The sequence below is a fragment of the Streptomyces sp. NPDC015242 genome (genome assembly GCF_043079125.1).
In the GTDB taxonomy this organism is placed as follows: domain Bacteria; phylum Actinomycetota; class Actinomycetes; order Streptomycetales; family Streptomycetaceae; genus Streptomyces.
Map to the genome: position 1 here is coordinate 564,758 of NZ_JBIBUF010000004.1, position 13,022 is coordinate 577,779.

Sequence of the window (13,022 nt, forward strand, 5' to 3'; positions counted from 1 at the left end):
TCGCGGGGGTGCCGGGCGTTGGATGCGGCAGGACGACGGGGGTGGGGATGACGCGGGCGAGCGACACACAGGGCGGGGCGGTGGCGGTGAGCAAGCAGGGCCTGCCCGCCTGGCTGGACCCGGTGGTGCGCGTCGTGGACACGGTCCGGCCGACGCAGCTCAGCCGCTTCCTGCCGCCGGAGGACGGCGCCGGCCGGCAGTCCGCCGTGCTGATCCTCTTCGGGGAGGGCGAGCGCGGTCCCGAGCTGCTGCTCATGGAGCGCGCCAGCTCCCTGCGCGCGCACGCCGGGCAGCCGTCGTTCCCGGGCGGCGCCCTCGACCCGGAGGACGGCGACCCGCACGGTGACGGTCCGCTGCGCGCCGCCCTGCGCGAGGCGGAGGAGGAGACGGGCCTCGACCCGGCCGGCGTCCAGCTGTTCGGCGTCCTGCCCCGCCTCTACATCCCGGTCAGCGGTTTCGTCGTGACGCCGGTGCTGGGCTGGTGGCGCGAGCCGAGCCCGGTCGGCGTCGTCGATCCGAACGAGACCGCCCGGGTCTTCACCGTCCCCGTGGTGGATCTCACGGATCCGGCGAACAGGGCGACCACGGTCCACCCCAGCGGCCATCGAGGTCCGGCATTTCTGGTCGAATCAGCCCTTGTCTGGGGTTTCACGGCCGGGATCATCGACCGGTTGCTGCACTACGCGGGCTGGGAGCGGCCCTGGGACCGGGAGAAGCAGGTCCCGCTCGACTGGCGCGCATGACAGGGTGGCCTTCGTGAACGTGCTGGACATCTTGTTGCTGGTCGCCGCCGTGTGGTTCGCGGTCGTCGGGTACCGCCAGGGGTTCGTCGTCGGCATCCTGTCGGTGATCGGCTTCCTGGGCGGTGGCCTCGTCGCGGTCTACCTGCTGCCCGTCATCTGGGACGCGCTGACGGACAACGCGGAGGTGAGCACGACCGCGGCGGTCGTCGCGGTCGTCGTCGTCATCGTCTGCGCCTCCGTGGGGCAGGCCCTCACCACGCACCTCGGCAACAAGCTGCGCCGGCACATCGTCTGGTCCCCGGCCCGGGCCCTGGACGCCACGGGTGGCGCCCTGGTCAACGTCGTGGCGATGCTCCTGGTCGCCTGGCTGATCGGCTCGGCCCTCGCGGGCACGACCCTGCCGACGCTCGGCAAGGAGGTCCGCAACTCCAAGGTGCTGCTCGGCGTCTCCCAGGCGCTGCCGGACCAGGCCGCCACCTGGTTCGCGGACTTCTCCTCCGTCCTCGCGCAGAACGGCTTCCCGCAGGTCTTCAGCCCGTTCTCGAACGAGCCGATCACCGACGTCCGGCCGCCCGACCCGGCCCTGGCGAACAGCCCGGTCGCGACCCGCGCCCAGCGTTCCATCGTCAAGGTGATGGGCACGGCCCCGAGCTGCGGCAAGGTCCTGGAGGGCACCGGTTTCGTCTTCGCCGACCGCCGGGTCATGACCAACGCGCACGTGGTGGGCGGCGTCGACGAGCCCACCGTGCAGATAGGCGGCGAGGGCAAGAAGTACGACGCCACGGTCGTGCTCTACGATTGGCGGCGCGACATCGCCGTCCTGGACGTGCCGGACCTCAAGGCGCCCGCGCTGCGCTTCACCACCGGGGACGCGAGCAGCGGTGACAGCGCGATCGTCGCGGGCTTCCCGGAGAACGGGGCGTACGACGTGCGGGCCGCGCGCGTGCGGGGACGCATCACGGCCAACGGCCCGGACATCTACCACCGCGGCACGGTCCGCCGCGACGTCTACTCGCTCTACGCGACCGTCCGCCAGGGCAACTCCGGCGGCCCGCTCCTCACGCCCGACGGCAAGGTCTACGGCGTGGTCTTCGCCAAGTCCCTCGACGACGCCGAGACGGGGTACGCGCTCACCGTGGACGAGATCCAGGACGACATCACCAAGGGGCGCACCGCCGACCAGCAGGTGGGCAGCGACAGCTGCGCGCTCTAGGGGCGGTCCTGGAGCCGGGCGGGCCGGCGCGTCACGCGCGTGTCACTCGTGGGGGTGACGCGTCAGTCGCGTGTGTGGCGCAGTCGTACGGAGACCCAGCGGGCCCGGCGGCGGAGGATGCGCGGGATCCCGACCCGGGGGTCGGCGGTCGCCATCTGCGGTGCGCCGCTGCGTTGGTGGGGGTTCGCTCCGCCCGCCGAGCGGCGATTGCGGCTTGCGTCACTGTAGTCGTGCGTCCAGCCCATACCCCGACGTGTGCCCCCGCCTCATGGTCGATAACCGCCTCCGGCGCGTCCAATTGGCCTATGCGGCGGGCAAGTGGCCGTTCGTGGAACAGGTGTTCAGGTGCGCCACCGCCGGGTGGTCACCCGGTCACCGGTCGGGTTCGGGATCCCTCAGCCAGTTGATGAGTTCGGAGGAGAACGCGACCGGGTCCTCCTCGTGCGGGAAGTGGCCGAGGCCGTCGAACAGGCGCCAGCGGTAGGGGGCTTCGACGTACTCGCCGGAGCCGGCCGCGCTGCGGGTGCGCATCACGGGGTCGAGCGAGCCGTGCAGATGGAGCGTCGGCACGCGTACGGGCCGCTTCATCCGCCGGTTGAACTGGATGCCGTCGGGGCGGGCCAGGGAGCGCACCATCCAGCGGTACGGCTCGACCGCGCAGTGCGCCGCCGACGGGATGCACATGGCGCGGCGGTAGTTGTCCAGCGCCTCGTCCTCCGGCGGGCGCGGCCCGGACCACTCCTGGATCAGCCGCGCGACGAGCGCCCCGTCGTCGGCGGTGAGCTGACGCTCCGGGATCCAGGGCCGCTGGAACCCCCAGATGTGTGAACCGGCGCGGGTCTGCTTGACGTCCCGCAGCATGGCGGCGCGCCAGCGCCGCGGGTGCGGCATGGACGTGACGGCCAGCCGGCGCACCAGCTTGGGGCGCATCGCGGCCGCCGTCCAGGCCAGGTATCCGCCCAGGTCGTGACCGACGAGCGCGGCGTCCGGCTCGCCGAGCGAGCGGATGACCCCGGTGACGTCGAGGGCGAGGTTGGCGGGGTCGTAGCCGCGCGGTGTGCGGTCGCTGCCCCCGACGCCCCGCAGGTCCATCGCGACGGCCCTGAAGCCCGCGTCGGCGAGCGCCACCAGCTGGTGCCGCCACGTCCACCAGAACTGCGGGAAGCCGTGCAGCAGCAGCACCAGCGGTCCGTCGCCCAGCTCGGCGATGTGGAAGCGGGCGCCGTTGGCGGCGACGTCGCGGTGGCTCCAGGGGCCGTCGATCAGTACGGCCGAGGCCGGTTGTGCCGGGGGCGGAGCGGGGTCGGTCATGACGACGAGCGTGCCACAGCCTCGATGGCCTCGGGGACCCGGTCCTGCGTCAGCTCCGGACGCGGGTGCGGCTTCGCCTTCTGCAGGACCACCGCGGATTCCTTCATCGAGGCGGCGACCTTCTGCGGGCCCTTGCTCTTCTTGGCCTTCTTCGCGAAGACGACGCCGACCAGGGCGAGGACGAGCGCGACGAGCACGTTCGCCGCGAAGGACAGCAGGAAGCAGACCGCGAGGTTCCATTCGCTCCAGGTGCGGATGCCGTACGCCAGCGCGAAGTTCAGCATCGGCAGGGAGAAGATCAGCACCGCGCCGGCCAGCGAGAAGGCGCCGCCGCTGGTCGCGCCGCGCTTGACGTCCTGCTTGAGCTGGGCCTTCGCCAGCGCGATCTCGTCGTGCACCAGCGCCGACATTTCCGCCGTCGCCGAGGCGAACAGCTGGCCGATGCTTCGTTCGGCGCCGACCGGGCTGCCGTCGGGTGCGCTCATCGCGGTCTCCCTCTTCTGCGTACGGTCCGATTTCCGCGTCCTGTGCCCGGCCCGCCGCGGTCGTCCGACTGCGCTGGGCCTGACTGCGTACGGTCCCGTCTTTTGTACCGTCTCGTCAGATCATGCCGGACCGTCGCGGTCATCGCCTGCCCCGCCCGGCACTTCGGCAAGCCCGTGGCGCGCGGCTGCCTTCTCCTGGGCGATCCGGCGGTGCTCCGCGGCCTTGCGCTCGTAGAGGGCGGCAAGGCGCAGGTGGTAGTCGGGGTCGTCCTCCTCGTAGACGTCCGGCACGCCGCTGAGGTCCTCGTCGCGCTCCTCGGTCTCCCACAGGCGGCGGTACTTGGCGTTCCGTATCTTCAGCAGGACGGTCGCGAGTGTCGCGGCGATGAGGGAACCGATCAGGACGGCGGCCTTGACCTCCTCCGTCATGGCCTGGTCGCCCTCGAAGGCGAGTTCGCCGATGAGCAGCGACACCGTGAAGCCGATACCGGCGAGACTCGCCACCGCGAACACGTCGGGCCAGGCGAGATCGTCGCTGAGCGACGCCCGGGTGAAGCGGGCCGCCAGCCAGGTTCCGCCGAAGATGCCGAGCACCTTGCCGACGACCAGCCCCAGGACCACCCCGAGGGTCTCCGGCTCGGTGAACACGTCGGCGAGCGCGCCGCCGGAGATCGACACGCCGGCACTGAACAGCGCGAACAGGGGGACGGCCAGCCCCGCCGACAGGGGCCGGACGAGGTGCTCGATGTGCTCGCCGGGGGAGTGGTCCTCGCCCTCCCTGCGGTGGCAGCGCAGCATCAGGCCCATGGCGACGCCGGCGACGGTGGCGTGGACCCCGCTGTTGTACATCAGCGCCCAGACGACCAGGGCGAGCGGGACGTACACGTACCAGCCGCGCACGCCCCGGCGCAGCAGCAGCCAGAAGACGACCAGGCCCGCCACGGCACCGCCGAGGGCGGCGAAGTTCAGGTCGGCGGTGAAGAACACCGCGATGATCAGGATCGCGAAGAGGTCGTCGACGACGGCCAGCGTGAGCAGGAAGGCCCGCAGCGCGCTCGGCAGGGACGTGCCGATGACCGCGAGCACGGCGAGCGCGAAGGCGATGTCGGTGGCGGTGGGCACGGCCCAGCCGGCCAGGGAACCGCCGCCGGTGACATTGGTGAGGGTGTACACGAGCGCCGGTACGGCCATGCCGCACAGGGCGGCGATGACCGGGAGCGCGGCGGCCCGCGGGTCGCGCAGGTCCCCGGCCACGAGTTCGCGCTTGAGCTCGATGCCGGCGACGAAGAAGAAGATCGCCAGCAGGCCGTCGGCCGCCCAGTGCGCCACCGACAGATCGAGGCCGAGCGCGGCGGGGCCGAAGTGGAAGTGGGAGACGCTCTCGTAGCTGTCGTGCAGCGGCGGGATGTTCGCCCAGAGCAGCGCGGCCACCGCGGCGGCGAGCAGCAGCACCCCGCCGACCGTCTCGGTGCGCAGCGCGTCCGCCACGAAGGTCCGCTCGGGGAGCGAGAGCCGTCCGAGGACCTTGCGGGGAGTGCTGGAGCGGGGCTCGGTCACGGGAAGGACCTCCGGTCGGTGGGCAGGGCTGAGCACATGCCGACCAGACTTCCCGGCGCACCATGGAGCACTTGTTTTTCTTAGTTTAGCTAAGGGTGTGGTCGCCCGCATCCCCTGATCTGCGGCAGGAGCACGCGCGCGGGGCACCCGGCGCCGATCACCGGGTGCCCCGCGCGGTTTCCGTCATGCGGGTACGCGATCAGTCCTCGCTGGGCGCGGCCGGCAGCTTCGCCTGGATGAGGTCCATGACCGTGGAGTCCGTCAGCGTGGTGACGTCACCGAGCTGGCGGTTCTCGGCGACGTCCCGGAGCAGACGGCGCATGATCTTGCCGGAGCGGGTCTTCGGCAGCTCGGCCACCGGCAGGATCCGCTTCGGCTTCGCGATCGGGCCGAGGGTGCTGCCGACGTGGGCGCGCAGCTCGTCGACCAGCGTCTCGGTCTCGGCGGCCGAGCCGCGCAGGATCACGAAGGCGACGATGGCCTGCCCGGTCGTCTCGTCCGCCGCGCCGACCACGGCCGCCTCGGCGACCGACGGGTGCGAGACCAGCGCGGACTCGACCTCGGTGGTGGAGATGTTGTGCCCGGAGACGAGCATGACGTCGTCGACCCGGCCGAGCAGCCAGATGTCGCCGTCGTCGTCCTTCTTGGCGCCGTCACCGGCGAAGTACTTGCCCTCGAAGCGCGACCAGTAGGTGTCGATGAACCGCTGGTCGTCGCCCCAGATGGTGCGCAGCATCGACGGCCACGGCTCGGTCAGCACCAGGTAGCCGCCCCCGCCGTTGGGCACCTCGTTGGCCTCGTCGTCGACGACGGTCGCGGAGATGCCGGGCAGCGGCGTCTGCGCCGAGCCGGGCTTGGTGGCGGTCACGCCGGGCAGCGGCGTGATCATCATCGCGCCGGTCTCTGTCTGCCACCAGGTGTCGACGATCGGGGTGCGGTCGCCGCCGATGTTCTTGCGGTACCAGATCCACGCCTCGGGGTTGATCGGCTCGCCCACCGAGCCCAGCACGCGCAGGCTGGACAGGTCGAACTTGGCGGGGATGTCGTCGCCCCACTTCATGAACGTGCGGATCGCGGTCGGCGCCGTGTAGAGGATCGTCACGCCGTACTTCTGCACGATCTCCCAGAAGCGGCCCTGGTGCGGGGTGTCGGGCGTGCCCTCGTACATGACCTGCGTCGCGCCGTTGGCGAGCGGGCCGTAGACGATGTACGAGTGGCCGGTGACCCAGCCGACGTCGGCGGTGCACCAGTAGACGTCGGTCTCCGGCTTGAGGTCGAAGACGGCGTGGTGGGTGTAGGACGTCTGGGTGAGGTAGCCGCCGGAGGTGTGCAGGATGCCCTTCGGCTTACCCGTGGTGCCCGAGGTGTAGAGGATGAACAGCGGGTGCTCGGCGCCGAAGGCCTGGGGGGTGTGCTCCGCGCTCTGGCGGCCCACCAGGTCGTGCCACCACACGTCGCGGCCCTCGGTGAAGGCGACCTCCTGGCCCGTGCGGCGCACGACCAGGACGTGCTCGACGTTGCCCGCCTTCTGCACGGCCTCGTCCACGGCCGGCTTGAGCGCGGACGGCTTGCCGCGCCGGTAGCCCCCGTCGGCGGTGATGACCACGCGCGCGTCGGCGTCCTGGATACGGGTGGCGAGCGCGTCCGAGGAGAAACCGCCGAAGACGACCGAGTGGGCGGCGCCGATCCGGGCGCAGGCCAGCATCGCGATCGCCGTCTCGGGGATCATCGGCATGTAGACGGCGACCCGGTCGCCGGCCTGAACTCCCAGCTCCAGCAGCGCGTTGGCCGCCTTGGAGACCTCGTCCTTGAGCTCGGCGTAGGTGATCGCGCGGCTGTCGCCGGGCTCACCCTCGAAGTGGATGGCGACCCGGTCGCCGTGGCCGGCCTCGACGTGCCGGTCGACGCAGTTGTAGGCGACGTTGAGCTCGCCGTCCTTGAACCACTTGGCGAACGGCGGGTTCGACCAGTCCAGCGTCTCGGTGGGCTCCTTGGCCCAGGTCAGCCGGCGGGCCTGCTCGGCCCAGAAGCCGAGCCTGTCAGCCTTGGCCTGCTCATACGCCTCCGCGGTGACGTTGGCGTCTGCGGCCAGGTCGGCGGGGGGTGCGAACCTGCGCTCTTCCTTGAGCAGGTTGGCCAGGCTTTCGTTGCTCACGGCATCTGCCTTTCCCAGGGTGTCCGTTGTGTCCCAGGCCACAGCTCATCAGACCCGGGTTGCGATGACAAGGGCCGACCGCCGATTGGTTTAGACCTGTCCGGTGGTGCTGTCGGCGGCCGGGTCATCCGTACCCACGGACGCCGACCAGGGAAAGTTCAGTTGATGTACGGCCGTCACGTGGTCCGGTGCCGGGCGGGCGGGCGCCCGGCGGGGCACGAGGACGGGTGCAGCCAGGGGCGGTGCACGAAGGGGCGGGTGCACCGAGGGTCGGGTGCGCGAAGGGGTGGGTGCACCGAGGGTCGGGTGCGGGAAGGGGCGGGTGCACGAGGGAGCGGGTGCGCCCCGCGGCGATCGCTGCGGGGCGCACGGGGTGCAGGGGCGCATGGGGCGGACGCCGTGTGCGGACGACCGGGGCGAGCCGGTGCCGACGCCGGCGGCCGGCCGACCGACCGGGCCTCCGGATCACGCCGTGAGGTCGGCCTCCCGGACCCGGTCGAAGGCACCGCCGCCCTCCGCGTCGGTGAGCAGGTACGACTCGGCTTCTCCCACGTGGAAGTACATGCCGTGCAGCTCCAGCGTGCCCTTCTCGATGGCCCGGGCCACCGACTCGTGGGCGCGCAGGTGCTCCAGCTGCTGGACCACGTTGAGGAGGCAGAGCTGCTCGACCGGGTCCTCGGGCGCCCGGCCGGCCAGGCTGCCCCACTGCCGGCTGCCGTCGGCCATGCGCTCCACGCTCGGCCGGCCGTGCCGCAGCCACCGCTCCAGCGGGGTCCGGGTGCCTCCGGGTTCGGAGGTGAGCAGGGCCTGCATGGCCCCGCAGCCCGAGTGCCCGCAGACCGTGATGGACCGTACCCCGAGCACGTCCACGGCGTACTCGATCGCGGCGGCCACCGAGTCGTCCCCGCTCTCCTCGCCCGGACGCGGCACGAGGTTGCCCACGTTGCGCACGACGAACAGGTCGCCCGGACCACTGGAGGTGATCATCGATGTGACCAGTCGTGAGTCGGCGCAGGTCAGGAAGAGCTGCGAGGGCCGCTGTCCCTCGCGCGCCAGCCGGGCCAGCTCGCTGCGCACCAGGGGCGCGGTGTTGCGCTGGAAGGCGCTGATGCCGCGCGCCAGTTCGTCCCCGCGGCCGGCACCGATGCCCGCCGGGTCCGGCTCGGGACCGTCCGACCCGTCCGCGTTCTTCTCGGGCGGGGGTGTGGACTGCGGGCCTTCGCACTGGTGGTTGCGCCAGGCCGTCCAGGGCCGGCAGCGGCAGTCGGCGACGGCGGAGGGTTCGGAGATGCGCGTGCCGGGGTGCCGGCCGGTGATCTCCACGGTGCCGCCCTGCGCGGTGTGGGTCTTCTGCCAGTCCTGCAGCGTCTCGTACGCCGCGTGGTCCATGAACGACCCGTCGAGTTCGACGACGGTGTCCGCGCCGTGCGGGACGAGGTGCAGGGCCCGGCTGAGCCGTGGCACCGCGAGGAACGTCAACTGCCCTCGGACGTGGACGTGGTGGACTCCTTCCTGCTCGTCGTGGGTGATGCGGGTGCGGGTGAGGCGGTGCAGGGCGACGGCCACGGCCATGGCGATGCCCAGGGCGACGCCCTGGAGGACGCCGAGGGACACCACGCTCAGGGTCGTGACGGCGTAGACCCACACCTCTCGGTGGCGCGTGACCGTGCGGATGTGGTTCAGGGAGACCATCTGGATGCCGACGGACATCACCAGGGCGGCGAGCGAGGCGAGCGGGATGAGCTCCAGGAGGGGAACCATCAGCAGCGTGGCGATCACTACGAGAACGCCGTGCAGCATCGTGGAGTTCCGGCTCACCGCTCCCGCGTTCACATTCGCCGTGGTCCGCACGGCCACACCCGCGATGGGCAGGCCGCCGAGCGAGCCGGAGACGATGTTGGCGGCACCCTGCCCGAGCAGCTCCCGGTCGAGGTCGGAGCGTCCGACCCCGGGGGGCAGGCCCGGACGGCCCGCCACCAGCTTGTCCACGGCGACCGCTCCGAGCAGCGACTGCACGCTGCACACCAGGGTGGTGGTCAGGACGGCCGCGACGAGGCCGAGCACGGGGCCTTCGGGCAGGCCGGCCAGGGCGTGGTTGCTCCACGACGGCAGGTCCACCTTGGGCAGGCGCAGACCGGCGAGGGCGGCGGCCGCGGTGGCTCCGGCGACGGCGATGAGCGCGGCCGGGACCTTGCGCAGCAGGCGCCCGGCCCGGCCGGGCAGTCTGGGCCAGAGCAGCAGCAGCACCAGCGTCAGCGCGCTGACCGACACCGACGCGGGGCGCATCTGTGCCAACTGGGCGGGCAGTGCGCGCAGGTTGTCCGGCACGGAGCTCTGCGGGGTGCCGCCCAGCACGATGTGCAACTGGGCGACGGCGATGGTGACACCGATGCCGGCGAGCATGCCGTGCACGATGGCCGGACTGACGGCGAGGGCGCCGCGGGCCACGCGCAGGCAGCCGAGCCCGAGTTGGGCCAGGCCGGCGAGGACGGTGATGGCGCAGGTCGTCCGCCAGCCGTAGCGCTGGATGAGGTCGGCGGTGACGACGGTGAGTCCTGCGGCGGGGCCGCTCACCTGGAGCGGGGAGCCGCCGAGCCGCCCGGCGACGAGTCCGCCGACGGCGGCGGCGACGAGGCCGGCCTGGAGCGGGGCGCCGGTGGCGAGGGCGATGCCCAGGGACAGAGGCAGGGCGATCAGGAAGACCGCGATCGAGGCCGACACGTCGGCCCCCGCGATGCGGAAGCGGCGGGGCTCGGTCGGCGGGCTGTGGGGCGGATGCGTGCGCTCGGTCCGGTTCGGGTCGGCTGCACGGGTAGGGACGCAGGCTGACATGGTTTCCCGTCTCCTCCGGGGCTGCGCGGTCGTGACTGGGGTCCCGCTCGGGGCGGGGATCGGTCGCGGCCGTGGGTCACGGCGTCATACGGCGGGATGAATCAACGCTCGGTAAACGGATCGTAATGCAGAGTAAAGGACGAGCAAGAACTTTGCGGGCAAATGGGCGAATAAATCACCCCGAAGGGTGAAGTGGCCATTTGATCGGCTTGTCGTACTAATTCCTTCTCCGGCCCGTGCGACTTTGGCGGCGCTGTCGGCACCCGAGAGAAGGAAGAAGGTGGACGGAACATGGCCGCCACCCACAGGATCGCCGCGGGCTCGGTGATCGCCGCGGTTTGCGCCGTGTCGCTCGCCGGTTGCGCGATCGGCACCTCGCGCCCAGCCGCCCCCGAGCCGTCCAGGGCGAAGCCCGCCCAGGCCCCCAAGAGCATGGTCCGGCTGATCGGGGACGGTTCCACCGCCTACACCGGCGCCCAGCCCCACCTGCCCCGTCCCGAGCGGCTGCGGCCCGGCCAGAAGCCCCCGCAGTTCGTCGTCTTCTCCTGGGACGGCGCCGGTGAGGACAGCCAGAGGCTGTTCTCCCACTTCCGCAAGGTCGCCCGGCAGAACAACGCGACCATGACGTACTTCCTGAGCGGCGTCTACCTGCTGCCGGAGGAGAAGCGGGACCTGTACCGGCCCCCGCAGCACTCCCCGGGCCGCTCCGACATCGGCTTCAACGACCGCCGGGGCATCGCCGCCACCGTGAAGCAGCTGCGCCTGGCGTGGCTGGAGGGGAATGAGATCGGCACCCACTTCAACGGCCACTTCTGCGGCAGCGGCGGCGGGGTCGGCGAGTGGTCGGTGAAGGACTGGAAGGACGAGATCGCCCAGGCCAAGCAGTTCGTGAAGACCTGGAAGACCAACACCGGCATGAAGAACGCCTCACCGCTGCCCTTCGACTACGACAGGGAGCTCATCGGCGCCCGCACCCCCTGCCTCGAAGGCCAGCGCAACTTCATGAAGGCCGCCCGCGACCTGGGCTTCCGCTACGACACGAGCGGCGTCACCGACCAGGTCTGGCCCAAGCGCAAGCAGGGCCTGTGGGACCTGTCCATGCAGCTCGTGCCGTTCCCCGGCCACTCCTTCGAGCAGCTCACCATGGACTACAACTTCATGGTCAACCAGTCGGGCACCACCACCCAGGGCGACCCCGCCCTGCACGACTACTGGGGCGACCAGATGCGCGACGGCCTGCTCAAGGGCTTCCGGCGGGCGTACGAGGGCAACCGCGCGCCCCTGATCATCGGCAACCACTTCGAGTCCTGGAACGGCGGCACCTACATGCGGGCCGTCGAGGAGGTCATCGAGGCGGTGTGCACCAAGGAGGAGGTGCGCTGCGTCTCCTTCCGGCAGCTCGTGGACTGGCTCGACGCCCAGGACCCGGGCACGCTGGAGAAGCTGCGCACCCTGAAGGTCGGCGAGGCGCCCAAGCAGGGCTGGGCGTCCTTCCTGGCGGGCCGGCCCGCCCCCGCCCCGAAGGGCGTACCCGGCGCCCCGGCGGCGAAGGGGTAGTCCCCGGGGAGGAGCGCCGTACCGGGCACGCGCGCGTGAAGAAGGCCACTCCGCCGTGGGGCGGGGCCCCGGGGTGCGTAGGGTCGTACTCATGAGTACAGCAGGCGCGACCGCCGATCCCCTCGCGGCCCTGGGTGCGCTGCCCGGAGTGGCCGATTCCGTGGAGTCCGTGCGCAAGGCCGTGGACCGGGTCTACGGGCACCGCATCATGCGGCGGCGCAGCAACGCGATCACCTCCGAGGCCGCCCTGCGCGGCGCCCGCGGCTCGGCCGCCCTGTCCGGCGCGGACTGGGCCCTGGAGGAGGTGCGACGGCGCACGGACTTCAGCGGAGACGACGAGGCGCGCACCGTCGGCGCCGCGCTGCGGCTCACCGCGGAGGCGGGTCAGCTGCTGTCGATCTGGCGGCAGTCGCCCCTGCGGGTGCTGGCGAGGCTGCACCTGGTGGCGGCCGCCGACCAGGCCGACCAGGTGGGACGGCCCCGGCAGGACGGTGAGCCGGTCGACGAGCCGCTGGTGTCCCTGCCGCTGCCGAGCGCGGCCGAGGCGCACGGCCGGCTGGACGGGCTGGCGGAGCTGATCATCGCGGGCGGCTCCGCGCCGGCGCTGGTCACGGCAGCCGTCGTGCACGGGGAGCTCCTCGCGCTGCGCCCCTTCACCTCCCACAACGGCCTGATCGCGCGCACCGCCGAGCGCATCGTCCTGGTCGGCAGCGGTCTGGACCCGAAGTCGGTCTGCCCGGCCGAGGTGGGCTACGCCGAGCTGGGCGGCGAGGCCTATCTGGAAGCGCTCGACGGGTACGTCTCGGGCACCCCGGAAGGCATGGCCGCCTGGATCGCCCACTGCGGCAGGGCGGTCGAACTGGGAGCGCGCGAGTCGACGGCGGTGTGCGAGGCGCTTCAGCGCGGCGCCGCCTGAGAACCCCTCCGGACAGAAATGCGGCGGTACGAGGACTCGTACCGCCGCTGGCATGAGCACCGGGATACCAAGCGTCCTCGAGATATGCCCATCAGGTCGGGAACTTCGCCCGTCACCTGGTGCGGCTGGCCCGTAATCGACGGGTCGACGTCGCGTGGGTGCCCGGTGTTCATGCTCGGTCCGTGGGGCCAGATGCGTGGTGTAGGTGATCCTCTCGGATGTCCTTGGTCTCGCGGGCCGTTGACTCCTTTGT

The 13,022-nt window shown here is 71.8% G+C and carries 10 protein-coding genes; 4 read left to right on the top strand and 6 right to left on the bottom strand.

The window, feature by feature from the left end:
* The first annotated feature begins 47 nt into the window (after window positions 1-47).
* Together ACF07N_RS17255 and ACF07N_RS17260 are read left to right on the top strand one after the other, a co-directional pair.
* Entirely contained in the window at window positions 48-743 is a 696-nt protein-coding gene (locus ACF07N_RS17255; RefSeq protein ID WP_392113408.1) for an NUDIX hydrolase, read from the top strand.
* Window positions 744-756: 13 nt separating this feature from the next.
* Window positions 757-1,956, top strand: coding sequence for a MarP family serine protease (locus tag ACF07N_RS17260; RefSeq protein WP_383334552.1), 1,200 nt, complete (start codon window positions 757-759; stop codon window positions 1,954-1,956).
* Window positions 1,957-2,018: 62 nt separating this feature from the next.
* Here the strand turns inward: ACF07N_RS17260 and ACF07N_RS17265 are convergent, their stop codons facing one another.
* From ACF07N_RS17265 to ACF07N_RS17290, 6 genes are all read right to left on the bottom strand, one after another.
* Window positions 2,019-2,201 carry a hypothetical protein gene (locus ACF07N_RS17265; RefSeq protein WP_078602692.1) on the bottom strand — a complete coding sequence of 61 codons (183 nt, stop codon included), beginning with the start codon at window positions 2,199-2,201 and terminating at the stop codon, window positions 2,019-2,021.
* 127 nt (window positions 2,202-2,328) lie between these two features.
* Complete coding sequence (locus ACF07N_RS17270) at window positions 2,329-3,267, bottom strand: alpha/beta fold hydrolase (RefSeq protein ID WP_392113411.1); 939 nt, start codon at window positions 3,265-3,267, stop codon at window positions 2,329-2,331.
* The gene (locus ACF07N_RS17275) at window positions 3,264-3,752 is read right to left on the bottom strand and encodes a phage holin family protein (protein WP_383334548.1); all 489 of its coding nucleotides are present in this window, start codon (window positions 3,750-3,752) and stop codon (window positions 3,264-3,266) included. Before ACF07N_RS17275 ends, ACF07N_RS17270 begins: the two co-directional genes overlap by 4 nt.
* A gap of 120 nt (window positions 3,753-3,872) precedes the next feature.
* A complete protein-coding gene (gene nhaA, locus ACF07N_RS17280) occupies window positions 3,873-5,309 on the bottom strand; it encodes a Na+/H+ antiporter NhaA (protein WP_392113414.1) in 1,437 nt (478 codons plus the stop codon).
* A gap of 199 nt (window positions 5,310-5,508) precedes the next feature.
* Window positions 5,509-7,464 carry an acetate--CoA ligase gene (acs, locus tag ACF07N_RS17285; protein WP_392113417.1) on the bottom strand — a complete coding sequence of 652 codons (1,956 nt, stop codon included), beginning with the start codon at window positions 7,462-7,464 and terminating at the stop codon, window positions 5,509-5,511.
* A gap of 465 nt (window positions 7,465-7,929) precedes the next feature.
* Window positions 7,930-10,296: a SulP family inorganic anion transporter gene (locus ACF07N_RS17290; protein ID WP_392113419.1), complete on the bottom strand. Its 2,367-nt coding sequence runs from the start codon at window positions 10,294-10,296 to the stop codon at window positions 7,930-7,932.
* Window positions 10,297-10,587: 291 nt separating this feature from the next.
* Here ACF07N_RS17290 and ACF07N_RS17295 point away from each other — a divergent pair, with 291 nt between their 5' ends.
* Both ACF07N_RS17295 and ACF07N_RS17300 read left to right on the top strand, forming a co-directional pair.
* Window positions 10,588-11,853: a hypothetical protein gene (locus ACF07N_RS17295; protein WP_392113422.1), complete on the top strand. Its 1,266-nt coding sequence runs from the start codon at window positions 10,588-10,590 to the stop codon at window positions 11,851-11,853.
* A gap of 91 nt (window positions 11,854-11,944) precedes the next feature.
* On the top strand, window positions 11,945-12,769 hold the full coding sequence (locus tag ACF07N_RS17300; RefSeq protein WP_392113424.1) for an oxidoreductase: 825 nt from the start codon (window positions 11,945-11,947) through the stop codon (window positions 12,767-12,769).
* The last annotated feature ends 253 nt before the right edge of the window (window positions 12,770-13,022 follow it).

Excerpts from the sequence above, each read along its gene's own strand:
- ACF07N_RS17300 (WP_392113424.1), top strand. The coding sequence starts at position 11,945 with ATGAGTACAGCAGGCGCGACCGCCGATCCCCTCGCGGCCCTGGGTGCG.
- ACF07N_RS17255 (WP_392113408.1), top strand. The coding sequence starts at position 48 with ATGACGCGGGCGAGCGACACACAGGGCGGGGCGGTGGCGGTGAGCAAG.
- ACF07N_RS17275 (WP_383334548.1), bottom strand. The coding sequence starts at position 3,752 with ATGAGCGCACCCGACGGCAGCCCGGTCGGCGCCGAACGAAGCATCGGC.
- ACF07N_RS17265 (WP_078602692.1), bottom strand. The coding sequence starts at position 2,201 with ATGGGCTGGACGCACGACTACAGTGACGCAAGCCGCAATCGCCGCTCG.
- ACF07N_RS17270 (WP_392113411.1), bottom strand. The coding sequence starts at position 3,267 with ATGACCGACCCCGCTCCGCCCCCGGCACAACCGGCCTCGGCCGTACTG.
- ACF07N_RS17295 (WP_392113422.1), top strand. The coding sequence starts at position 10,588 with ATGGCCGCCACCCACAGGATCGCCGCGGGCTCGGTGATCGCCGCGGTT.
- ACF07N_RS17290 (WP_392113419.1), bottom strand. The coding sequence starts at position 10,296 with ATGTCAGCCTGCGTCCCTACCCGTGCAGCCGACCCGAACCGGACCGAG.